This window comes from Parapedobacter pyrenivorans (assembly GCF_014636865.1).
GTDB classification, from domain to species: domain Bacteria; phylum Bacteroidota; class Bacteroidia; order Sphingobacteriales; family Sphingobacteriaceae; genus Parapedobacter; species Parapedobacter pyrenivorans.
Genome location: NZ_BMER01000005.1, coordinates 199,358 through 224,124, shown reverse-complemented (window position 1 = coordinate 224,124; position 24,767 = coordinate 199,358). Strand labels below are relative to the sequence as shown.

Here is a 24,767-nt window from a genome sequence, read left to right as displayed (position 1 = left end):
GCGTGGTGCGCGATAAAGGGGCCTTTGATGCACTGGAAGCCTTCGAAGTGGATCAAATGAGCTTTTTGAAGGATGCGGCAACCGCTTCGATTTACGGTTCGAGGGCGGGGAATGGCGTAGTGCTGGTAACCACTAGAAAAGGAACCCAGCAAAAGCCGACGTTTAATTTCCAGTCCAATTATACGTTGGGGCAACCTACCATGCCATTGCTTTCGGATTTGACCACCGCTACTGATGAACTGATTTACCAGAACCGGGTGGCAGAGTTCAACGGCACGCCGCTACCCAATGGCGACGAAGAGTTCGACTACTTCCGCAATCGGAGCTATAATGTGCATGATTTTATCTGGCGCAATCCAGTTAGCCATCGGCAATCGCTCAGTGTAAACGGCGGATCGGAGCGGATTACCTATTATTCCCTGTTGAGCTATCGCGGCGAGCAGGGATCCTATAAATCGCTGGAGCACGGTAAGGTAAACCTGCGCAGCAATGTATCGGCAAAGATCAATGAAAGCATATCCATTGATCTCAACCTCTCGGCTTACCAGCAAAACGGCGATCGGTTTTATTGGCCATTTACCCCGGATGAGGACTTCGACGTGTCGGATTTATACCGCGTGACCTTCAATTGGCCAAAGACCTATCCCTTTTACACGGAAGCTGACGGTACACCGGCGGATTACGTGACGGATTTTCCCGTACAGACGCCGATGGGAAGTTGGTTGGCCTGGAGTGTTATCGATCAGGTAATCGGCGATCGTTATATCAAAACCCGCGAGCGGCAATTCAACCCCATCTTATCGGTAAATATCAAGCTGGATAAAGTGACGCCCGGCCTATCGACCAAAGTGGTGGGCAGCTACCTGGGGGAAGATTTCATGCGGAAAAAATACCTGACATTCCAAACCAATTATCAGTTTATCCCAGCCGACCCGGATGGCAACCGGTTTATCCCGGCTGCCCCCGATCCGAACCGCACCAATACGTTTAACTTCAGCCAGAACCAGCCGTTTCTGGATTATGAAATCCGTACCAACTGGGCGTACCAGTTTAATTGGTTTCTTAATTATACCCGCACATTCGGAGATCATTCCATCGACGCATTGGCGGTTTATGAACAAGCGGAGGACGGCCTGTTTGGTGCCTATGCACGGGGTGAAAATCCGATTACCAACTATGACCAGATGTTTGCCTACCCCACCGATCGCCAATTCCGGGAGGCGAATGGATGGGAGGAAATCGGATCAAGGCAATCGGTTATCGGCCGGGTGAACTACAATTACGGCAACCGCTACATCGCTGAGTTTTCATTCCGGTATGATGGGAATACGCTTTTCCCAGAGCATCAGCGGTGGGGATTTTTCCCTTCCGTTTCTGCCGCATGGCGGATTTCTGAGGAAGCGTTTTTCCAAAATAGTGAAACGGCCATCAACGACCTGAAGATCCGTGCTTCATATGGGACGACGGGTAACGACCTCATGATCAGCACGGACGATCGGATACCGGCTTTCTCTTATATGAATCGTTACATCAATTCTGGCGGGTATATGTTTGGCGACCGCTATTACGGTGCGATTGCACCCGGTCCCACACCCAGCCCGAACCTGACGTGGGCAACCTCTACCAGCTATAACGTGGGATTGGACGTAGGTGTTTTTAACAGCAAGCTGACTGCAACCCTGGATGCCTTCCTCCGGGAAGAAACCAATATCCTGGGCCCCCGGCTGGTTTCCGTGCCAGACAACTACGGCCAGGCATTGGCCCCGGAAAACTACGCAGCGCGATCATGGCGCGGTGGGGAGTTGGCCTTACAATGGAATGACCAATTGGCCGCGAATAATGAAATCCGCTATGCGGTGAATGCCAACCTCGGTTTTGCCAAAGACCGTTGGGACATTTATGATGAAAGCGCCGCCTATGCCCCCGGTGGGAACCGGCATTTCGAATCGCGCATTGGACTGCCCCACGAACGGATCATCGGGTTGAAAGCACTGGGCATCATCCGCACCCAGGAGCAACTGGATGAATTGCTGGCGCAGGGCCTTAAGCAATATGGCCGTGATCCCTACCTTGGTGGCCTGTACTTCGAAGATGTGCGGGGCGATGGGTTTGCGCCAGGGCCCGACGGGAAAATCGACGGCAACGACATTCAGCTGTTATCGAAGAAAGCAACTCCCATGATGAACTATGGCTTCGGGTTTGATATCTATTACAAGAATTTTTCGTTGCAAGCCCATTTCCAGGGTGTGATGGGCTACGATCGCATCATCAGCAATCAGGAAGGGCCGGGCATGCGCCAGCATGGCGGGGCCATTCGGCCGTACTATCCGATATGGGCATCCGATGATGTATGGACGCCGGAAAATCCGGATGGAAAATACCCCCGGCCTATCGGGCAGAATTGGTTCGAGTCTGGCACCGGCGCGTCCTCCTTCTGGATCCAGAACGGGGCCTACCTGCGGCTACGTACGCTCAATGTTGGCTATGCATTGCCCAAAAGCTGGATAACTGCTTTAAAGCTCAACAATGCACAGATTTTCTTCAACGGTACCAATTTGTTTTTCCTTTCTGCCATGCGCGAATTCCATGACCCGGAACAGAAGAATTACGATTCATACCCGGTGATGAAGACGTTTACTTTCGGACTGGATGTTAGCTTCTAAACCCCATATGATGATGAAAAAGATAATTTATATGCTTATCGGTGCGGGAAGTCTCTTTGCTTCCTGTAAGGATGTATTGGACATCGAAGATTTAACGAGCTATGACCCAGACCAGGTGTGGAACGATGCCAACCTGGCCAATGCCTACATGGCCAACATTTATGAACTATTCGGCAACTGGAGCACAACGGCCGAACAGCGCAGTGAGCAATTGATTGGTATACATTTTTACCCCGACCGGATTACCATTTCAAACGGCGAGTATAAATCGTGGGACTATAACCGCATCCGGCTGATCAATCAAGCCATCCAAGACGTCAGCGCAGGTTCGTTGGACCAATCCGTAAAAGATAACATCATTGGGCAGGCCTTGTTTATGCGCGCGTATGCCTATTTCCAGATGGTGATGTATCACGGTGGGGTGCCCTATGTAACGGTGCCGCAAGACCGATACGAAGATGACCTGTATGTGCCACGCAACTCGACGGCGGAATGCTTCGAATTCATTCTTGCTGACCTCGATGAGGCGATCGTCAAATTGCCGGAACAGATTGAGAAGAGCGCTGGTGACTACGGAAAGATAGACGGCATGTTTGCCCTGGCCTTTAAAGCCAAAGTACGGCTTTACATGGCATCACCCCAGTTCCATCCTTCCGATCCCTGGAACAATGCGCATTGGCAGGATGCCTATGAAATCAATAAGCAAGCGTACGAGACATTGCTGGCCAACGGCTATGCATTAGCAGAGAATTATGAAGACATTGCGCTCGTAGAGCGCGGCCCGGAAGTCGTATTTGCAGTAATCAACGCCTATCCCAACAAAGTGGCCGTGTGGGATCACGGGGTACGACCGGGATCGGAAAGCCGCGGTGCTGCCAACGCCTGCCCGACGTGGGAGTATGTCAAGATGTTTCCGATGAAAGACGGGAAAGCGTTTGACGATCCCTCCAGTGCTTATTACAAAACCGAGGATGAATTACTGCAAAGCTACTGGGAAGACCGCGATCCCCGGTTTGAAAAGTCGGTCGTTTGGAATGGCAAATCGTATGAAGTGTCCGGCAAAACCGGCCGCCGGCAGTATACGGCGCTGGGTGTAGCCCATGAGCTGGATGATTTCGGGGTGAATCCGCGTGCGGGCGTTAATTCCACGAACCTTGATCGGTACAGCGGATTTTTTATCGTTAAGAACAGCTTGTTGCGGCTCACGCAGGAAGAAGTGCAGCAATACGACGTGGACTTTGTGTTGATGCGTTTTGCGGAGGTGATGCTGAATTATGCGGAGACAGCCAATGAAACGGGCCGCCTGGATGAGGCCCTGGCCATTCTAAAGCAAATACGGCAACGGGCCGCTATCGAGCCCGGCGCAGATGGCAATTACGGCATCACCGCTACTTCGAGAGCGGCAATGCGTGAAGCGATTTTGGCGGAGCGGAATATTGAATTCTGTTTTGAGGGGCACCGGTTTTGGGATTTGAGGCGGTTGCGCATGCTGGAACGCTTGGATGGAACGACCAAACACGGTGTGGAAGCGATTGCCGTTGCGGAAGACGGTACGGAACTATCCATCACCGAAGCGCGGACCAAGGCTTCGGCCTATGCGCTGCAGGAAGATGATTTCAAATACAGTTTACTACAGGTGCCGCTATCCGGCGTCCGCGTGAATTCCCTGCCGGAGACGTACTATTTCTTCCCGATCCAGGAAAGTGTCATCGACCGCAATCCGAATATTGAACAGAATAATAACTGGGGAGGCCCTTTTAATCCTACCCTCGAATAAATAGCGTATCAGTAACGCTCCCAAGCGTGGGATTATCGTGTGCAATTGGCAGCCTTGGAAGGCTTCTTGGCTGCTAATTGCTCAAAAAAGCGTAACTTTATCCCATGAAATTTATTTATAGCATCGTACTGAGTATAGTGGTCGCACATTGGGCTTGGGGGCAACAGCCTCCCGCCGTTTCCAAGACCGAATTTCCGGACTCCGCACTCCAGCAGCCGCTATTCGGACTGGACGGCGAGCAGACAACCGCTGGTGCGGTACTGGAGGCCAATAAAGGTAAAACGGTATTATTATACATCTGGGCGATGTGGTGCCCGGATTGCCTGAAAGGTTTTCCTGAACTTCAAGCCTTCCAAAAGGCCAATCCTGATGTAGCGGTTGTATATTTTTCCCTCGACAGGCAGGAGCAGCAATGGCAAGATGGCATCCGGAAGTTCAAACTGGAAGGTGAACACTATTGGTTTAAGACCGACTGGAAAAACGACTTTACCAATGCCATAGACCTCAACTGGATACCGCGTTACCTGATCATCGCCCCCGATGGGCAGATCGCAAAATACTATGCCGTGAAAGCGGACGACCCGGCGCTGCAGGAAGCTGTAGATGCATTACGTTAAGTTTGCCCGCTATGGCGTGCATGCTCGATGCCCACTAAAAACCCCAGACAATGTACGGAACCGATTGCCCAACGATTTCCGTACTGCTTTTGAAAATCCACACCAGATGTTCAGATACAAGGCCCTTTTGTTTGAAAAAAACACTAAGTTTGCCCTTGCACAGCCTAGCGCTTTGACTGATTAAAACCAATCCAGGCAATACGATTTGAATGCTGAACATGGCGGCCCACGAGGACGATTTATATATACGTTTGCTGAAAGAAGGTGATGAAAAAGCCTTTTCCGTGTTTTATGATGCGCTCTGGGAGCGGGTATTCAAGTATGTTCTGGCCATACTCCATGAGCCGGACGACGCTGTTGATGTGGTCCAAGATACATTTGTATCGCTCTGGCAGCAACGGAAAGAACTGAGCGAAATAACTTCAATTGAACATTTCGTGTTTTCGATTGCAAAATACAAGGCGCTGCGATATATCAGACGTAACATCAGAACAAGGAACTACCTCGCTTCCCTAAGCGGATTTCAGCCAAATGACACATCAAACATCGATGATCGCATCGACGCTGCAGACATGCTGCATATCGTCGATGCTGAAGTGGCATCTTTGCCGGCAAAAATGCGCGCGATATTTTTGCTGAGCCGCACACAAAACCTCTCTCACAAAGAAATTGCACACCAACTGCAGATTTCGGAAAAAACGGTTAAAAAGCAAATAAACAATGTGCTGCGTATATTAAGGAAGAAAGTGAGAAACAGTTTTCTCCTAGCTGTCATACTTTTACTCCAATAGCAAACGTATTTTGCTGACAATAAACTACATATAAATTATTTCATTTTTTATCTACTACCAACAGGCTCGCTGGGGCACTACTACACAATTATACGCCAACAGCATGACCGAGGAGGAGATCAAATCGTTATTGAAACGCTACGAAACCGGCGACTGCAGTGCTGATGAACGGGCCTGGGTGGAGCATTGGCTTCGTAGCCGATTTCGAAGCCTCAATTGGGACTGGAAAGATTCGGAACAGCGCAATCGATTTAAGGTACTCATAAAGACCGGTGTCGACAATCAGTTGTTTGCGCCGGAAAAGAAATGGAACGTTGTGCTCATGCGAGCGGGCATAGCTGCCTGCCTGCTGCTCTGTTTGGGTTCGTTGTTTTGGTATTTGATACGGCAATCGCCATCAGACGCCATAGCGCGTTTCTATATCGAGGAAGCGGTCACTCCTGGAAGCAATACGGCACGACTTACCTTACCAAACAATGAAACCGTCTGGCTTGATCAAGTGCCCACGGGGCAGCCCGTCGAAATCGATGGGATTGAACTGATTCGGCTCGCCGATGGATCGATACAATACCTCGTGGATGAGTCGCTTCCGAGCGAACGGCCCCGTAATAATACCATTAGCATACCTAGGGGCGCCAATTACCGGTTTATGCTGCCCGATGGCACAGCGGTGTGGCTCAATTCGGCGACAACATTGGTCTTCCCCATGGCATTTGTCGGAGATGAGCGCTTGGTCTCACTGACCGGAGAGGCCTATTTTGAAGTCGCTAAAAATCCGGAAAAGCCTTTTAAAGTAATCGCCAACGGCACCGAAATCACCGTCACGGGAACGCGTTTTAATGTGATGGCTTATGGGGATGAACAGCGTGTGGTAACCACCTTGGTAGAAGGCGGACTCGATGTCGGTGATGGCAGCGCAACGGTAAGACTTTCGCCCGGCCAGCAAGCGGTAACCTCGAAAGGCAGCCCGACCGTGAAAAAAAGCGCGGATGCAGAACTGGCTATTGCTTGGGTGCATGGCGACTTCCTCTTTGAGGATTTAGATATCCGTACAATCATGAAGTACGTGGAGCGTTGGTACAACGTCGATGTAGTGTATCAAGAGCCGTTACCCTCGAAGCGTTTTGGGGGCACATATACCCGGAACAAGGGAATACAAGACTTGCTAAATCATCTCGAATCATTGAGTGAGATACGCTTTAAGCTAGCGGAAGGGAGGGTAACGGTTATGAAGTAAATGATACTCCATACAATACCTTAAAAAACCGGAAATGTTTGCGGCATTCCCGGTTCGCCGGCACGATATGCCGGATTAGGTAATACTTGATCATCGTGTAATAAAAACAATCTATTATTTACCTAACATGCAAATGTATAGAAATTTTACGGTATTGCGTGGCAATACCAAGTATACAAGACTCCGTATTATACGTGCCATGAAATTAATCGTGCTGCTGTTGACTATTTCATTTATACAGGTCTATGCGGTAGCGGATGCTCAGGTCGTAAGCATTCAGGTTGAAAACGCCACGTTGAAATCGGTGCTGAGGCAGTTAAAGCAACAGACCGGTTACGACTTCCTATACGCATCCGACGATCTGGCCCACGCCGACAAGGTGACGTTGGATATGAAAGGGGCAGCATTGACCGATGTCATCGAAGCGTGTCTCGACGGGCAATCCTTGACCTATAGCGTAACGAACACCACCGTTCTCATCCGCAGAACGGGTGACAGGAAGGTACTGAAACAGCGGCCTATAATTGGGCGGGTCGTTGACGAAAATGGCGACCCGGTAGCGGGGGTTACCATAAACCTAAAGAACACCACGGTTGCCACAACGTCCGACGAAGACGGGACGTACCGCATCGTGCTTCCGGACCCAACAGGTGTGCTGGTGTTTTCAGCTGTTGGCTATCAGCCTCAAGAGGTCGTTGTTCAGAACGAAGACACCATCAATTTGACCCTTCAACGGCAGGTAAGCGATATCGACGAAGTGGTCGTCGTGGCTTACGGCACGCAGAAAAAGGAAAGTGTAGTGGGGGCAATCTCCACGGTAAGTGTGAGAGACATCAAGACTGCGGTGCCAAGGTCGCTGAATAACGCATTGGCCGGGCAGGTAGCCGGGGTCATTGCCGTACAACGATCTGGCGAGCCGGGCAACGACGATGCGCAGTTCTGGATACGTGGCGTGAGTACATTCGGCGCCGGGTCCGACCCATTGGTGCTCGTGGACGGAGTGGAACGCCCCCTCAATAACATCGAACCAGAAGATATCGAAACGTTTTCGGTGCTCAAAGATGCCGCCGCAACAGCCATATATGGCATACGTGGCGCAAATGGCGTTATCCTGATCAACACCAGACGCGGTGCAAGCCAGGCGCCATCCATTGATTTCAAGTACGAGACCATATTGAAAGGCGCAACACGTTGGCCTGAATACGCCGATGGCGCTACGTTTATGGAGCTCTACAACGAAGCCTTCCTCGCCACCAACCCGGGAAGCGAACCGTATTTCAGTCAGGAACGTATTGATAATACGCGGTCGGGAACCGATCCGCTGCTGTATCCTGATGTCAACTGGCTAGACCTAATGACTAAAAAAAACACCTTCAGCAACCGCGCAAACTTGAATGTGACGGGGGGTAGCGAGGTGGCGAAATATTACGTATCGGGGTCGTTGCTGAACGAACAGGGAATGTGGAATGAGGATAACCTCAATGCGTACAATACCACAACCAACCTGAACCGATACAACTTCCGGGCAAATACAGACGTGAAGCTCGGTCCGTACACGGATATGAGCTTAAACCTCGGTGGGTACCTTGTAACCGTTAATTATCCCGGAACGTCAAGCGATAGGCTCTGGGAGCTGATTTCAAAAACCAATGGCATCACCTTTCCTGCGTGGTATCCCAATCCGGACAACGAATCGGAAAAGCTGTTTGCGGGAAGTGGCAACGTGGTAAGAAACCCCTACCACGACCTGGTGAACCGTGGATTTCAGACGACCTGGAATAGCTCTATCCAGTCCAACATCAACGCACGGCATGACCTCTCCTATCTGATCGATGGGCTGAGCGTACAGGGCTTGTTTGCTTTCGATGCGTACAACTGGCATAACATCGAACGAACGCGTGATATGGGCGACCTATACATCGCCAGGGGTAGGGATAGCGACAACCGGTTGATCCTGGAACAAACCGTGGAGGGAATTCAGGACCTTGCCTTCAGCAAAGGCGCTGGTGGAAACAGAAGGATTTACTTTCAGGCGAACCTGAATTATAATCGCCAATTTGGCGATCATAACCTGACCGGTCTGCTGCTCTACAACCAACAAGACTTGGTCAACGCAGACACCGACAATAGCATCGCCGCCCTACCATTCCGGCTTCAAGGTTATGTGGGCAGGCTCTCTTACAACTATAAAAATCGATACTTCCTTGAGGCTAGCGCCGGATACAACGGCTCGGAGAACTTTGCGAAGGGCAGTCGTTTTGGACTTTTCCCCGCCATCGCGGCGGGTTGGATCCTATCGGAAGAACCGTTCTACCAACGGAGCGCATTGCCGGATGCTGTCTCTTATTTAAAAATCCGAGGGTCTATCGGCGAGAAAGGAAACGACCAGATCGGCGGCCGTCGATTCGCCTACCTGACCACCGTAGGCGGGGGAAATGGCGGATGGACGTTCGGCCGGGATTATACCGTAAGCATTCCGGGCCGTGGCGAGGAAGAGTGGGGAGCGGACCTGACCTGGGAGCGCGAACGCGAAATCAATGCGGGCGTAGAAGCACGGTTCCTTAACGGTTTCTACCTTCAGGCCGACTTTTTCAAGCGCAACCGACGCAACATCTTCCTTCAGCGAAATTCACTGCCTGCCATTTTCGGGGTGAGACAGAATCCGTGGGGAAACATCGGCATCATGGAAAATCAGGGTGTGGACGCCTCGCTGGAATACCGGCGAACTTTTGGAAAGCTGCAGGTGACAACCCGTGGTAATTTTACTTATGCGAAAAACCGTATTGTCGAAAATGATCAGCCTACGCCGCTTTGGCCCTATCGGGCGGAGAAGGGGAAACGGCTCGGCCAACCATTTGGTCTGATTGCTGATGGACTGTTCCGCACCGAAGACTTTGTAGATGCGCAACAGGGTACCTTAGCGCCCAATATACCGGCACATACCTTCGGCAGAGTTTCTCCAGGCGATATCAAGTATCGGGATGTAAACGGTGATGGCGTCGTCAACCCCGACGATTATGTCGCCATAGGGAATCCGACAAATCCGGGTATCGTGTATGGCTTTGGCATGAGCTTCGGATACGCCAATTTTGACCTCTCCGCATTCTTCCAGGGGAGTGCGGTAATGGACTTTATGCTCTTTGGAGGCGGTTGGTACCCGTTTATGGATGGGCTAAATGGAAACTTGCAGGTTCATGGCCTGAACCGTTGGACACCGGATAATCCCAGCGAAGACGTCTTGTTTCCCAACCTGGGCTTCAGCGGGATGACAAACAATGTCCAGCCGTCTACCTGGTGGCAGCGCGATGCCAGCTTCCTGCGTCTGCGTACGGCCGAATTGGGGTATACACTGCCGCGAAAGACGACGGAACGACTGAAAATCCACACGTTCCGTGTTTTCTTATCGGGATTCAATTTGCTGACGTTTAGCGACTTTACCTTCTGGGATCCCGAGCTGGGAGCCGGGGCATCTGGAAACACCGGCGCAAAGTACCCCATCCAACGCACGTTTAACCTCGGTATAAACGCTAACTTTTAATCTGTATCGATCATGAACATATTTTTCTTTCATATCCGGCGAACGATCGCTTGTTTGGCGATACTTGCCGCTGCAGCATGTAACAAAGACTTTCTGGATCGCCAGCCCGATGATATGCTTGACCTCGACAAGGTGTTTGCTCAGGCGCTGGAAGCCGAGCGGTACCTGGCCAATGTGTATTCTTATACACCACCGCTGGGCGACGGAAATCATGGTTTCGAGAGCAGCTTTATCAGCATCGCTGACGAGGCGGATTTCGGGGCGTCCTTTATGTATGCGAACCATATGCATAATATCGGCAATTGGGGTCCGTCTACCACGGTATTTAATTTCTGGACCTATCTGTACCAGGGAATCCGGTCGGCAAGCGTTTTCATTGCGCGCATTGATGAATGTGCAGACATGTCTGCCACCCTCCGAACACAGCGGAAGGCCGAAGCGCGGGCGCTACGCGCGTATTACTACAGTTTATTGCTCCGGCAATATGGCCCGGTTGTGATTCTTCCGGAAACACCGTTCGAAATTAATACGCCGCCTGCCGAGCTGCAACTGCCGCGCACGCCGTTTGATGCGTGTGTGGATTACTTGGTAGCGGAATTTGACCAGGCGATGGCCGACTTACCGGACCGTATCACAGACCAGGGACAGCTGGGCAGAATCGATCAACTGGCTGTGCAGGCGATGAAAGCGCGAATGTTGCTTTATGCGGCTAGCCCACTGTTTAACGGCAATACCGATTATGCGGCTTTCACTAACCCCGACAATACACCGCTTATCAACACGGTGTACGACCGGGAGAAATGGAAAGCTGCCGCTGATGCAGCCAAAGTGATCATCGACCGCATGCCCGCCGGCTTGTACCGAAAAACAGACGAGTCTGGATCCATTGACCCGCTGCGCTCGTACCGCGATGTGTTTCTAGACCGGTGGAACCAGGAAATCATCTGGGGCCGACAACCCAAGGAAAACCTCCTGAATTGGCATTGGTGGCAACATTGTGCTCCCCGCCAAGCCGGAGGCGAATCGGTGTATGGAGCAACACAGCAACAGGTCGATGCGTTTTTTATGGCGAACGGCGAGCGGCCGGTTATAGGCTACAATTCAGACGGCAGTCCGATTATCAACCCGCGCGCTGGCTACTCCGAACAGGGGTTCGCGGAAGAAAATACCGCCTACTGGAACGAGGGCGTATCGAACATGTATGTAGAGCGTGAGCCTCGCTTCTATGCCACCATCAGCTTTAACGGGGCATCGTGGGTAAACAAAGGGTCAGACAATAATCAATCCTACCGGTTTGAATTTTGGATGGGCGGTGCCGACCTTGTGGGTGAAAACTACAGTAAAACGGGATATGCGATCCGAAAATTTATCCATCCAAGCACCATATGGAACCCCAATTGGGCGAACGTCAACGTGGAACAGATGCAAGACATCTTTTTCCGATTGGGTGAGGTGTACCTCAACTATGCGGAGGCACTCAATGAGTACGATTTTAACGCCAACCAAAGCGAAATTCTCCGTTACGTAAACCTAGTTCGGGAACGGGCGGGCATACCGGGCTACGGCAACCAGTCGGGGCAGGTGGCGGAACCGGCTTCGCAGGAAGCCATGCGTGAAGCGATCCGCGCCGAGCGACGGGTGGAACTGGTCTTTGAGGATTTTCGGATTTGGGATTGCCGCCGATGGAAAATCGCGGAGCAGACAGACAACGGGCCTTTTTATGGAATTAACATCCGAGGAGGCAACCAACTATCCGATCCTGAATTATACAAACGGATCGCTTTCGAAAACCGTGTATTTCAACGGAGACACTACTTGTGGCCCATTCCACAAACCGAAGTGGAACGAAATCGGCAGTGTGTTCAAAACCCGTTTTGGTAGGCCGCAAATCAGCATCGTTTATTTATTTAACAGCCAAATAGCTGAGTCATTATGAAATGGTTAACATCATTTAAATATCCTTATCTCGCCGCCCTTAGCATCGGGTTGGGCCTGATCTTATCGTGTACGGAAACCGGCGGCATCATTGACGATGATTATCCGGTTCCGCAGATCTATTGGACGGGTAATGGTGAATTCGCCCGTATACCCGAATCGAATAGCTACCCGTTTGTTGTAGACGAGGAAAACAAACGGATTCTCATCACATTGGGCTTTTCTTCGTCCGGATTGCACGATCGAGACGCATTTACCGTCAACTTTACGCTCGATCGCGAGGCGATCGGGAGCCTACAGGAGCAAGGCAGCCTGAACCACGCAATTGAGCTGGCGCCCGAGGTGATCGAATTGCCACCGCCGGCCACGGTTGCTCAAGGCGAGGAAGGCGCTTTGGCGCAAGTCGCGTTAGACATGGATGCGCTGGGTGGCTTTGACGACGATATCCTCGCATTCGCCGTAAGGCTTGAGTCTGCATCAAAGTACCCCATTAACCCGGACTTGGCAACGTTGGTGGTACTGGTCAATTACCGCGGTGTGGTGGGAATATTCTGCCCGGACGACGCCCCAGCCCCTGGTCGTATTTTTATTCCATTTGAAACGGCCGATGACATCAACGCTTGGCAATATGGCGGGCTCTCGCCAGGTCAGCAAGGTGAAAAGCAGGTGACCATCACCCGGAATAACGACGATGGCTATGGAATCGCTGTAAAATGGGACCAATCCTTCAACCTGGACAACTATCCGTATTTGGCCATGCGCGTATACGATACGCCCGCCAACGGTGCCTGGCTCCTGAAATTATACGACGGGCAAACGGACCACGTAATCCGGCCGGAGAACGGTGCTTATAAGGAGCTCGAAGATGGTTCACGGATCTATTATTGGAATTTGGCTGAAGCAACCGGGCGGACCGGCGAACTAAACAGCAATATCCAGGTCGTTATAGAGGGGCCGAACGGGGAATCACTGACGTATGGCTGGATAAAATCGTATCAAGAACAAGAGATCATTTTACAATGCGTATCCGAATAATCCTCGCGTGTATCCTGATTTACGCCATCCGTATCGAAACGTATGCGCAACTTCCGTTGAGTAACGATCTGCTCGAAACAGGGGCGCAACAGCGTCGGGATCTGAGCATTCCGGGGTCGCGTATCGTGCTGAACCCGTACAATTTCCGGATACCGCCAGGGCAACGAACTCCGATGGCGTACAGCTCGCGGCCAACACTTCCGCTAAACGTGGGTTACTTGGGCACAAAGATGGCGAACCGATCGTTTGAAGACCTGATCATGCTACATGTGGACACCAAGCAAGAGGGGCACTCATTTTCGGCATGGTCGGCTCCGCTAAGCGATGCCTCAGCGTGGCAGCCAAGCGATGGCGCTCGCATCCTACCCGCTGCCGACGGTAGCCTCTTTGCCAGCACTGATGCACAGGCGAGCAGCGACGTACAGTCAATTCGCCTGAAGGACGCCGTTACCACCAACTTGGACGAGGCGCCCTACCTCAACATCACGGTGCCCGATGGGACGACGCTCTGGGCAGTAAAAGTACATGGACAGGACGAGCCTTCGGACCGTACGATCCGGCACGAGAACACCGGTACCGGCGCTTATACCTTTGACTTGCGCACAGCGACGGGTTGGCGCGGTAAACGGACATTTTACCTGACAATCTTCCTGGTGGGCAAGGGAACGTCACTCCGCGTCACGGAGCTGTCGATACGGGGCGTGCAGGCCACGCTGGTGGCGTCTGATACCATGGATAATACCTGGGAACCGCACCGCCTTGCATTCGAAGGGCGATACCTTGGCGACGTGCGTCTCCGCGGTTTTGATTTTTTCTACGACGAAGAAACCATAGTAAGGCAATTCAACAGCGATAAAAGGGCGGCCTTGGTTTACAGCGGAAAATACGAGGGCAAGCTTTCGATTGTTGGCCAACGCACGTTGGTAATTCAAGGGTGCGACATCCAATATGCCGTTTCTTTCGAGGCTCCATTCGCGTCGCCGATTACGTTTTACCGTACGTATACCGACTTGCTTGCCCGCAAGAATCCGCTAGATATTCCCCCCGAAGTGGGGTATTGGTCCGTGCAGACGGCCGGGAATGACCCCACCCGCAAGCCTACCCTGATTGCCTGCAGCTTTGCCGAATTGTCGCTGCCGGTGGCGGCGCTCGTCCAACGCGCAGAAAGGCCAGCGCTAAATCCGGCGAGCGTCACGACAAAGCTGCGCGAACGAAGGAATTATTGGAACAGTTTACTGGCGAAGGTTCCCCATCCGACCCGATTCGGATTGAACCATGTCAATCCCAAAGGGGTTACCGACACAGCCATGCGCAAAGCATATTACCGTGCGTGGGTATTTCTCGCGATGAATGTTCTGCCGCCGGATACCGCGCATTTTCCTTATCCGCAAATCGTGACCGGAAAACCCTCGCTGTGGGGTGAGGGTCATCCAAACGCGCCGTTTTCCGCAGCATGGGAGAGTTTCATTGCCATACAACTATACGGCTACCTAGCTCCTGAAGTGTCCTGGGATGCTTTTAGCGGGCTGATGTCGCTCGTGGATGAAGAGGGGGTGCTCGGCGGCGAAAGCCTGCCATCGCGAAAGGCAGAGACCGCACTGCTCCTCTATCGGCTCACGGGAGATAAAGAAAAGCTCGCCTTGAACTACCCGGCATTGAAACGCTACATGATGTGGCGAATCCGTTATCCGATGTGGGTATACAAAGACGTCAGCATCCTTAGTGAGTATCAGAAAGACGCAGACTTCGTTGTTTCGGCCATTGTAGATATGGAAGCGTTGGCAGCCATTGCGACTATACTGGAACTGCATGATGATCACGAACTATGGGTAAAAAACAGGCTGGCCTTATTCGACGATTACCTGCGTTGGTTTTGGAGCGATTCCGACGAGCTGCCGGTACAGCTTTACAATACGCGATCGGGATTGCGGACGGCGGGGCATCCTGTGTGGGTAACCAGCGGACTCGCTATCGATCTGTTGAAGGCCCCCCACCTAAACAGTATGATGGACCTGTTTGACCGGTATTTTGATCCGGACCAAAGTTTCGCGGGGTTTAGGATGCCTAAGTATCCGGACGTGGCGTTTACCGTGAGGGGATTATTGGCTAAAGGCTATCAAAACCGCGCAACTCAGCTGATCGAATGCAATATCCGTGATGTGATGCGTTCGGGTGCCGTGTTTGCCGAGCAATACACACTGGACTCGCCGCCTCATGGCGATGGCGTAAGGCCTTCGATTTTCGGAATGGCTCAGTTGATCGACTTTGTCTTATTACTGAATGGCGTGGATTACTTGGACGGGAGGGACGCCTTTTGAGCCCATATCGGCAACAGCAGCATAAATCATAGATTAACGTTGTCTCAAATGCCCTTCAAAAATGTCCTATTCGGTACGCATGCCAGCCGCAGTTTAAGCAGCTGGCATGCTACGAAACAGGTTTTTATTATTCTACCGCCCGGAATACCCAGAAATAAGCAGCTCCCCAAGCGCCGGTACCCGGAGGGGCATAGCTCAGTACCATCCGGCCGTCATCCAACAACAGGATGTCGTATTCATAGACCGGGATGCTGCCCTCATCCGGTGACTTGCCGCATAAAACCGTAACACCCCGTGTGGTGAGCTTTCCTTTGGCCCATACGGTGCCGTTATCCTGTACGATGGTTTTGGACATATCGAATGAAAAACCACCGGCTTCCTCCTGTCCGTCAGCTTTCACCTTCGTAAGTTTGGCACCGCGAAGGGAGAATACCATCTTGGCCCCCGCTCCTTCTCCGGCAGCTTGGTCTTCGATATCCTTCACTTGGAGCATCCACCACTCGGGTTTGGTGCTAGCGAGGTATCCACCATTGCCCCATACCGCCGGCTGCGTGTCATCCCACACCCACGTTTTCTCGGATCCGCCGGTGAGGTATCCCCATTCCAACGGTACGTCGAATGTCAGCTCGTCGACATTGACGGTCAGTGTTTTCGTGACTTTCGTGCCATTGGGATTGAGCCCGGTAAAGATGATCTCGTTTTCGCCTTCGGTCACCAACAACACGGTATCAGTCTTCCTTTGCGTGGTTCCTACACCGAAATCCCACGAAGAAAGCACCGGACTTCGATTGTCCAGCACTACTTTGTTGGAGTTTTTACCATCCACTTGGATAAGGGTGGCCGTGATATCGAGTTGCTCAGCGGTGATCGCGCCGCCCATTTCCATGCGGTCTTCGATGGGCTCGCAGGCCGAAACCGCCATGATTGATAGAACTGCCCACTTAGCGCAGTGTTTTATAAAGGTTTTCATCGTATTCTTCCTTTTAAGTTTTACCATCCCGGAAATTCATCTGCAGGTGTACCCCATCCGGCATTCTGCGTCAATACGCCATCGGATAGCGCGATTTCATTTTGCGGAATCGGCCAGAAGCCGCCCGTGGCTTCATACCTCGCCCGGTAGCCGCCACCGAATCCCCGCATCTGCGTATCTAGGCCTTTGTTTTTGATCGCTACGCCTTCCTGTGCTGCAAGCGCGTTGGCTGCATCGTGCCAACGCATGAGATCGAAATAACGCAGGCCTTCAAAAGCAAGTTCCCACCGGCGCTCACGCTTAATAGCATCCAACGAATAGGCCACATTGCCCAGCTTGGCCCGTGTGCGCACGCGGTTTAAACCCGTTGCACTTTCGGTGAGCTCGGAATGCATCAACAGCACATCGGCAAAACGGATCAATACCAAATCTTGTGTGTGAGCCAATTGCATATCCGTAGGCGCGCCGTCTGCTAAAATCGCGTAAGAAGGCAGCAGGGTTCCTTCCCGATAGGCAGTGACGGGCATGTATTTTTTCTGCCAGAAACCAGTCTCTTCCATTTGTGAGTCGGCGCCGTAGAGATAGTTCTCCAGGTCATTTTCAGCATCGATAATGGATCCCGTGCGTCGGATATCCGTAGGTTCGGCCTGACGCCATTGGGTCCACAGGCTGGTATTGACCGGCCCAGCACCCCAGCCGGCACCGAAGGGGAATGTACCCGCCTGCCCATTGTTTGACCGCATGCCGAAATGGAGTACGTACTGATTGGAATAACCGAGGGTGTAACTGTCGCCCCAGTCTACCAATGTGCCGAACTTGACCGCAAAAACTGTCTCTTTGTTTCCGTCGCCCTCCCAGGATAGTCCATTAGCGTCAGTGTAGTCGTAATCTTCGGCAGTATGCTCATTGGTATAGGGCCAGAGGTTGCGGAAATCAGACACCAAGTCGTGGCCACTGCTGGCAATGCATTCATCCAACCAGGTGACGATCTGGGCTTTGTTGAGCTCGCCGCCACCGGCCACGGGAAGTGAACTTTGCTCGTAGTAACCGGTATAGAACAGGAATACACGGGCCGCGAGTGCCTGAGCCGCCCATCTGGTGGCATGGCCGGAAGCAACACTGGTATAGGGCACTGCGGGCAGTAGCGCGACTGCCTGCTGTAAGTCGTACGCAATCTGTGCATAGGTCTCAGCTGCTGGTGCCTTGGGCAGGTTTTCGGCCTCCGGTACGATGACCAGTGGCACTTCGCCAAATAGTTGGGAAAGCTCGAAATAAAAGAGCGCCCGTAGGAAATGGGCTTCGCCCATAAGCTGGTTGCGCTGCGCCTCGTTGGTCCATCCGGTCACATTATCCATCGTGGCAATGGCCGTATTGGCCCGGAAAATGCCCTGATAGCGTGCCCGCCAAAACGGTAGAAACCGATTAGGCTGGGTATTCATGAGGTGATCGAGCCCGTGCATGTCGCGGTCGTTTTCACCGCCACCGCCAAAGCGGTCGTCGGAAGCGAGCTCAGCCGCATAAAAATGGGTGTGCGCGGCATCAGAGATCGCTCTGCTCATGGTAGAATAGATGCCGGTGATCATCTGCTCGGCATCGGCCACATTCATCGGGAAATTGCCCGTATTTTTCTTATCATAGCTCGTCGTATCCAGGAAGCTTTCACACCCAGACAATAGCATGACGCATGCTGTTATTGCTGTAATTCGTTTCATGTTCTTTCGTATTAGAAGTTGACATTCAGTCCAATGATGAAATTTCGTGGGCTTGGATAGAACCCGAGGTCTATGCCAGATACCCAGCCCTGCTCATCACCATAGCCGATTTCGGGGTCCATGCCCGAGTAGCCGGTAAAGGTGTAGAGGTTTTGCGCCGATACGTAAAGGCGGGCTTGCCCAAGTGGCAACTTCGGAAACAACGACTTGAAACTGTAGCCCAATGTGATATTCTGGATCTTGACGAAATCGCCATCTTCAATGTAGATATCCGAAACGTACTGGCTATTGGTATGGCTGCCATTGGTAAGCCGTGGATAGCGGTTGGAAGTACCTTCGCCGTGCCAGCGCTGAAATACCTCGGTGGTATAATTCTGCAATGGGCTATCCGCAAATGACCGGTATGACTTCGCAATCTGATGGCCGAAGGCCCCGAAGGCGGTAACGCTAAGATCTATCCCTTTATAGCCAAGCGAAAGATTGAGCCCCGCCGTAAAATCGGGATGCGGATTGCCTATTTGCACCTTGTCTGCATCGGTGATGGCGCCATCGCCATTGGTATCAACGAAGATTACATCGCCCGGTTGGGCCGTGGCCAGTACGCCATGTCCCTGTGTCCGGTAATCAGCAATTTGTTGGTCATTTTGGAAAATACCAGCTGTTTTATACCCATAAAAATAGCCGATTGGGAAGCCTTCTTGCGCGCGGTACATCGGCAACGTACCCTGACTGAGCACATTGGGAAATCCTTCGATGAGTTTTTCGTTGTTGGCAATCCGCACTACGCGGTTGCGATTATACGACCCGTTGAGATTGATGCCGTAGGTAAAGTCACCACGGGTTTCATTCCAGTTCAACCCGAGTTCGAACCCGCGATTTTCAACATCGCCCCCATTGATGAACGGTGCGTCGGTGCCAAAAATGGCCAATACCGGTGCCCTCAGCAACCAATCGATGGTCGACTTGCGGTACCAATCGAAAACGACACCAAGCCGACCCTGTGCCAGGCGGGCATCGAGCCCGATGTTGAGCTGTTCGGAAGTTTCCCACGAGACCACCTCGTTGGGCAGGATATCCGGGTAGGCACCGGTGATCAGCGTATTTTTGTCATTACCGAAATAGTAGCCGTTGTGGTTGTCGAGCGCAATGGTGGCCAGGTACTGAAACGGATCGATGCTGGCATTCCCATTCTGGCCCCAGCTGCCGCGCAGCTTCAAGAAATCGAGCCAATCAACAGACTCCATAAAAGCCTCGTTGCTGACGTTCCAGCCTGCAGAAACCGATGGAAAATAACCCCAACGATGGCCCCGGGCAAAATTGGACGAACCATCTGCCCGCAGGATGACGGTAGCCATGTAGGTTTCTTTGTAGTTGTAATTGATCCGGCCGAAAAATGAGGCAAAATTATTTTCGAGGTCGTGGCTGCCACCGATGGTTGGTGTGAATCCGGCAAATGCCATCCAGTTGCCCACATAGGCATGCTGCCAGCTACCCGGAAATGACGAATTGGAAGTGGTGACACTGAGATTTTCGCCCAGCCCCCAACGCTCCATCGACTGGCCGAGCACCGCATCAAAATGATGGCCCGTACCGACCGTGCGCTGGTAGGAAACGGTGTTTTCCAACAACCAACCGTAACCCACGCTCTGGTTTTGCGAGATATCGTCGATGTCATTGACAGAATTGTCAGATAACCTGAAGGTAGGCGTATATGACCGGTAAGAAGAGGCATTCAGTCGGTAACCGAAGTTGCTGCGGAACCGCAGGTCTTTAATCGGCTGTATTTCCACGTAGGCATTGGCCATCATCGAATGGTTTTTGCTCTCGTTTTGCCCGCGCCTATACACCATGTCTGCTATGGGATTGGCGGTCATCCCGTCAAGGCGCCAACCATCGGCCAATTTACTGGCATAATCGTAGTAGCCGCCTTCACTATTATATACCGGCATCAACGGATTGCCTTTGAGCATGTTGTTGACATCGTTCCAATAAATATTGCCGATGCCGATACCGGAGTTGTTGCGGTAAGTATACGTGAGATTCTCGCCGAACTTAAGCACATCGAAGTCGTCCGTTTTGAGGATAACATGGTTTGAATTGATCCGGACGGTGTGCCGGTTGAGGTGCGGGGCCACCGGCTTGCCGAAAATACCATCTTGCGACGCAACCGAGTAGCCTAAGGCAAATGTAGACCGATCAGTACCGCCGGTAAGGTTGAATGCGTGGTTTTGCGTCAGCGCATTGGGATTGTGAATTTCCTCGAGCCAATTGGTGCCATTCCAGGTACCATCCTGGATTTGCTGGTACTGAACAGGTATCTCGTAGGCCCAATCATAGGGCGCCTGTCCTTCATTGAAACGGCGCTCATTTTGGATGGCCATATATTCCTTGGCATTGAGCAAAGACGGCAACTTATAGGCGTTTTGCCAGCCCACAAACGCATCGTAGTTGAGTGTAACCTTGCCGGCTTTGCCCTGCTTGGTGGTAACCAGCACCACGCCATTGGCAGCCCGCGATCCGTATATCGCTGCCGAAGCAGCATCCTTCAGGATATCGATGGATTCGATATCCGACGGATTGAGGCTGTTGATATCGCCGCCGATGACATTGTCGATAACGTAAAGGGGCTGTGAGTTGCCTATGGTACCGATACCGCGGATATTAACCTTGAACCCTTGGCCAGGCATACCGGAGGCTTGGGTAATCTGTACGCCGGGGGATTGGCTCTGCAGGGCATTGACCACATTGGTCGTGCTGAGCTTGGCGATGTCTTCGCCGCTTACCTGTACCGTAGCTCCGGTAGTCAGCTTCTTCTTTTGCGTACCGTATCCTACCACCACCAGCTCCTCAAGGGTATTGACGGACATTTCCAACGTAACGTTGATTAACTGCCGATTGCCAATAGCAATCTCTTGCGGGGTATACCCAATCGACGAAAACACCAAAATGGCATCGCTGGACGAGACCGACAGCTGGAAGTGCCCCTCGCCATCGGTGGTCGTTGATGTGTTCGTGTTCTTTTCGGAAACGGTGACAGCCGCCAAGGGTAGGCCTGAATCATCGATGACTGTGCCGCTAACCGTAGTTTGCGCCGTGTGTGAGCGCCCGGCTAGGTATCCGTAAGATCCGTGCGCAAAAGCGACATCGGGCGGCACCGAAATGCCCAAGGCGACGCAACCCATGGTGAGCTGCAGCAGCCTTCGCGTGTACTGTTTGTAAAAATTGAATTGCATGGTTTTTTGTTTATAATTGAAGGATTAAACAATTGTACGTACTGATTTATTTCAATTTGATCCGTTGTTCCTTTCCGGAATACGTCGCCGTCTGCGTGGTGCTAATGGATGTATCCACACCCTGAGGCCTCTCTGGCTGTACATAGACGATGCGAAAGATACGACGTGCCAGCATCCCTTCAAACGAACCTTTCCGATTACCGATATGCAGCACTCCGGTGCCGTCTTGATACGTAAAGGCGATGGTACTGAATTTTCCCTGCTCGTAATTATAATTGGTCCCTTCGTCTTCGTACAGCTCAAATGAGGCATCTGCACCTGCATAAACGAAAAGCGTGATTTCCCTGGCTGGCTTCTCATCCGTGTATTGCAGCTCCGGGCCAAGTGGAATGATGCTGCCAGTCTTTACAAAAAGCGGTATACGCTCGTAGGGCGCCGCCGCCGCAAGTCTCTGCCCGCCACGATGGTATTCGCCACTGTAAAAATCATACCACCCCGCTCCTTGTGGCAAATAAACCTCGCGTGAGGTAACACCGGGCTGTGTTACCGGGCTGACGAGCAGCGAGGGGCCAAATAGGAACTGGTCGCCGACGTTCAGCGTTTGGGTGTCGTGAGGGAAGTCCATCGCCAAGCCCCTGAGCATCGTGGCATTATACAGGTAAATGCCGCCGGCCAGCGAATAGGTGTAGGGCAATAGCCGATAACGCAGTCCGATGGAATAGCGCATGCTGTTATAAGCAAGATGACCTTCCGGAGCGATGTTGAACGGCTCACGGTAGGGAAACTGCCCATGTGCACGGAAGATGGGCAGAAAAGCACCATACTGGTACCACCGGGCATTCAATTCGCGCCATTCTTCCTGATCTTCCGCACTGGGATTGTGGAAACGCCGCTCCACCAAAAAGCCCCCGGCATCCATCGTCCAATAGGGCGTGCCAGACATCGAGAAATTAACCCCGGCAGCAATCTGGTCTTTCATATCGTGCCAGCGCGACGAGATGTCGCCGCTCCAAGCCGCTGCAGCGTAGCGCTGCTGGCCGGCAAAGTAAGAGCGGGTGAGAATGAATACCCGTTGGTTGGGATCCGTATCCCGTTGCCCTTCGTAAATGCCCCGCGCGTTTTCCAAGGGAAAAGCATTGTAATAACGCACCGATGAGCCGATGGCAGGTTGCATGACGGATTTTCTTGCGTCGATGTTGATGTTGGAATGGACATCCGGCTCACTGGCATCCATCCACCAGGCATCGATACCCTTTTGGTATAATTTCTCGTTCATCAACTCCCAAAAGCCCATACGGGCACGGGCGTTGAACGGGTCGTAGAATGTGGAAGTATAGCCCTTACCGATCCAATCCTTGCGACGGTCGTAAATATTCCGGGGATAGAGCCAGCCATTGTCACGAAACCGCGTATACACGCTAGACGCCTCGTTAATTTTGGGCCAAACCGAAATCATAAGGTGGAAGTGGTTTTTGTGCAGTCGATCCACCATCCCCTCCGGATCGGGAAACCGCGCGGGATCAAAATCGTGGCTCCCCCAATCGTGCTCACGCCAATAGGACCAATCCTGTACCATGTTGTCGATGGGAATCTTCCGGCGGCGGAATTCCATCGCCGTACTTTCTAAATCTGCCTGCGTTTTGTAACGCTCGCGGCTCTGCCAGAAACCGAATGCCCAGCGCGGCATAATGGGCGCCCGACCGGTAAGGTGGCGGTACCCGCCAATTACATCTTCCATGCTATCGCCAGTGACGAAATAGTAGTCTACCCCCGCTCCGGCCTCCGAATCAAACGAAAACGTGCCCTTGACTGTATCGGGGATGGGTCGTTGCCACGCGATACCGAGATAGGACTGGCTTCCGTCTGGTAGCCATTCGATCCGTATGTCGTGCCGATGGCCGGCTTCCATAGCCAAAGCGAGCTCAAAAGAACCGGCATTCCACGATTCACGCCAGCGATCTTCCTGCAACTGGTCATCTACCCAAACCTTGACGTAGCCTGAATAGGTGAAATGCAGGCGATGCAGCCCACTGTAGGGCGATTCCAACTGCCCCTCATAGGTAACCAAGCTACTTGCTAGATTTACCGAATCCGGAAACCGGGGTTGGTCGCTCAGGTATCGGTAGTCAATCTCCGACTCCGGTCGGGATAAACGAATAGTTTCGGGATCGTCCTTATCCCGATAGGTTGCCGTAAGCCACCCACGCTGCCCTTCCTTGGAATACAGGCGGAAGGCCGAAAGCGGTAACAGCGGCCGGATATCGCCGGCCTTCGTGATTGAATAGTTGTGCCAGAGGATGCCATAATTGTTGGTGGACAGCAGGAAAGGAACCCCGATCATTGTGTTGTACTGCAATAGGGTCACTTGCCGGCCCTGGTAGTTCATCACCCCCTTTTGATGTTGTCCCAGCCCATACAGGCCCTCGGTTTGGGATACGGAAAAATGCTGACGGATCCGGTAAAATGCATCGCCATCATACGCGTCGGACTCAAATGTGGTCGCATCCCGCCGTTCTTCGGCCAACAGCGGCTGCCCGCGCCCGTCCAGGAAATCCACCGCACCGGAAAGCAACGACACCCTTGCCGTGAGTGCCGCGGTCTTCAACCGGAGGTAATCGCTCGCCTCTTCGAGCGTCCACGGGCCTGCCGTACGGCGAAGGGAATCGACGATAACCAGCGACTCACTGGGCGCTACATGCCCGCCCAATGGCTTGGCAACGACATGAATAATCCGATCGGTAATGACATCCAGTGTTACTTCCTGATCAATCGCGGTGGCCGAGCCACTGAACGTAACGGATACGCCGGTAGCCGTTCGGGTTATTTGAGGATGGTCTTCCGCTATTGCCATCGCCGGCACCAACGGGTTGCCAAAACATATAGCAGCAACAAACGCAAGTTTCATGTTCATCATAAAAAGTAATAACGGTAGCTGGTTAAC

The 24,767-nt window shown here is 52.3% G+C and carries 13 protein-coding genes; 9 read left to right on the top strand and 4 right to left on the bottom strand.

What is annotated here, in order from left to right:
- Positions 1–2: 2 nt before the first annotated feature.
- The 9 genes from IEV98_RS20015 to IEV98_RS19975 all read left to right on the top strand — a co-directional run bounded on the left by IEV98_RS20015 (position 3) and on the right by IEV98_RS19975 (position 15,911).
- Positions 3–2,663, top strand: coding sequence for a SusC/RagA family TonB-linked outer membrane protein (locus IEV98_RS20015; protein ID WP_229738872.1), 2,661 nt, complete (start codon positions 3–5; stop codon positions 2,661–2,663).
- A gap of 13 nt (positions 2,664–2,676) precedes the next feature.
- The gene (locus IEV98_RS20010; RefSeq protein WP_229738871.1) at positions 2,677–4,440 is read left to right on the top strand and encodes a RagB/SusD family nutrient uptake outer membrane protein; all 1,764 of its coding nucleotides are present in this window, start codon (positions 2,677–2,679) and stop codon (positions 4,438–4,440) included.
- A 104-nt stretch (positions 4,441–4,544) separates the two neighbouring features.
- On the top strand, positions 4,545–5,057 hold the full coding sequence (locus IEV98_RS20005) for a TlpA family protein disulfide reductase (RefSeq protein WP_188507809.1): 513 nt from the start codon (positions 4,545–4,547) through the stop codon (positions 5,055–5,057).
- Between the two features lie 209 nt (positions 5,058–5,266).
- On the top strand, positions 5,267–5,848 hold the full coding sequence (locus IEV98_RS20000; RefSeq protein WP_188507808.1) for an RNA polymerase sigma factor: 582 nt from the start codon (positions 5,267–5,269) through the stop codon (positions 5,846–5,848).
- A 103-nt stretch (positions 5,849–5,951) separates the two neighbouring features.
- Positions 5,952–7,085, top strand: a complete 1,134-nt coding sequence (locus IEV98_RS19995; RefSeq protein WP_188507807.1) for a FecR family protein — start codon at positions 5,952–5,954, stop codon at positions 7,083–7,085.
- 133 nt (positions 7,086–7,218) lie between these two features.
- Positions 7,219–10,623, top strand: coding sequence for a TonB-dependent receptor (locus IEV98_RS19990; protein WP_229738870.1), 3,405 nt, complete (start codon positions 7,219–7,221; stop codon positions 10,621–10,623).
- A 12-nt stretch (positions 10,624–10,635) separates the two neighbouring features.
- A complete protein-coding gene (locus tag IEV98_RS19985; protein ID WP_188507805.1) occupies positions 10,636–12,504 on the top strand; it encodes a RagB/SusD family nutrient uptake outer membrane protein in 1,869 nt (622 codons plus the stop codon).
- 51 nt (positions 12,505–12,555) lie between these two features.
- A complete protein-coding gene (locus tag IEV98_RS19980) occupies positions 12,556–13,593 on the top strand; it encodes a hypothetical protein (RefSeq protein WP_188507804.1) in 1,038 nt (345 codons plus the stop codon).
- Positions 13,578–15,911: a hypothetical protein gene (locus IEV98_RS19975; RefSeq protein WP_188507803.1), complete on the top strand. Its 2,334-nt coding sequence runs from the start codon at positions 13,578–13,580 to the stop codon at positions 15,909–15,911. The genes IEV98_RS19980 and IEV98_RS19975 overlap by 16 nt, the downstream gene beginning before the upstream one ends.
- Before the next feature lie 127 nt (positions 15,912–16,038).
- On the opposite strand, the gene IEV98_RS19970 is transcribed toward IEV98_RS19975, so the two are convergent.
- Genes IEV98_RS19970 through IEV98_RS19955 form a run of 4 tightly spaced genes read right to left on the bottom strand, consistent with a single transcriptional unit; the run spans position 16,039 to position 24,740 of the window.
- Complete coding sequence (locus IEV98_RS19970) at positions 16,039–16,881, bottom strand: hypothetical protein (RefSeq protein ID WP_188507802.1); 843 nt, start codon at positions 16,879–16,881, stop codon at positions 16,039–16,041.
- A 20-nt stretch (positions 16,882–16,901) separates the two neighbouring features.
- Complete coding sequence (locus IEV98_RS19965; protein WP_188507801.1) at positions 16,902–18,593, bottom strand: RagB/SusD family nutrient uptake outer membrane protein; 1,692 nt, start codon at positions 18,591–18,593, stop codon at positions 16,902–16,904.
- 11 nt (positions 18,594–18,604) lie between these two features.
- Positions 18,605–21,826: a SusC/RagA family TonB-linked outer membrane protein gene (locus IEV98_RS19960; protein WP_188507800.1), complete on the bottom strand. Its 3,222-nt coding sequence runs from the start codon at positions 21,824–21,826 to the stop codon at positions 18,605–18,607.
- Between the two features lie 46 nt (positions 21,827–21,872).
- On the bottom strand, positions 21,873–24,740 hold the full coding sequence (locus IEV98_RS19955; protein WP_229738869.1) for a TIM-barrel domain-containing protein: 2,868 nt from the start codon (positions 24,738–24,740) through the stop codon (positions 21,873–21,875).
- Between the last annotated feature and the right edge of the window lie 27 nt (positions 24,741–24,767).

Coding starts and splice junctions, on each gene's coding strand:
- IEV98_RS20010 (WP_229738871.1), top strand. CDS start 2,677: ATGAAAAAGATAATTTATATGCTTATCGGTGCGGGAAGTCTCTTTGCT.
- IEV98_RS20005 (WP_188507809.1), top strand. CDS start 4,545: ATGAAATTTATTTATAGCATCGTACTGAGTATAGTGGTCGCACATTGG.
- IEV98_RS20000 (WP_188507808.1), top strand. CDS start 5,267: ATGCTGAACATGGCGGCCCACGAGGACGATTTATATATACGTTTGCTG.
- IEV98_RS19995 (WP_188507807.1), top strand. CDS start 5,952: ATGACCGAGGAGGAGATCAAATCGTTATTGAAACGCTACGAAACCGGC.
- IEV98_RS19990 (WP_229738870.1), top strand. CDS start 7,219: ATGTATAGAAATTTTACGGTATTGCGTGGCAATACCAAGTATACAAGA.
- IEV98_RS19985 (WP_188507805.1), top strand. CDS start 10,636: ATGAACATATTTTTCTTTCATATCCGGCGAACGATCGCTTGTTTGGCG.
- IEV98_RS19980 (WP_188507804.1), top strand. CDS start 12,556: ATGAAATGGTTAACATCATTTAAATATCCTTATCTCGCCGCCCTTAGC.
- IEV98_RS19975 (WP_188507803.1), top strand. CDS start 13,578: ATGCGTATCCGAATAATCCTCGCGTGTATCCTGATTTACGCCATCCGT.
- IEV98_RS19970 (WP_188507802.1), bottom strand. CDS start 16,881: ATGAAAACCTTTATAAAACACTGCGCTAAGTGGGCAGTTCTATCAATC.
- IEV98_RS19965 (WP_188507801.1), bottom strand. CDS start 18,593: ATGAAACGAATTACAGCAATAACAGCATGCGTCATGCTATTGTCTGGG.
- IEV98_RS19960 (WP_188507800.1), bottom strand. CDS start 21,826: ATGCAATTCAATTTTTACAAACAGTACACGCGAAGGCTGCTGCAGCTC.
- IEV98_RS19955 (WP_229738869.1), bottom strand. CDS start 24,740: ATGATGAACATGAAACTTGCGTTTGTTGCTGCTATATGTTTTGGCAAC.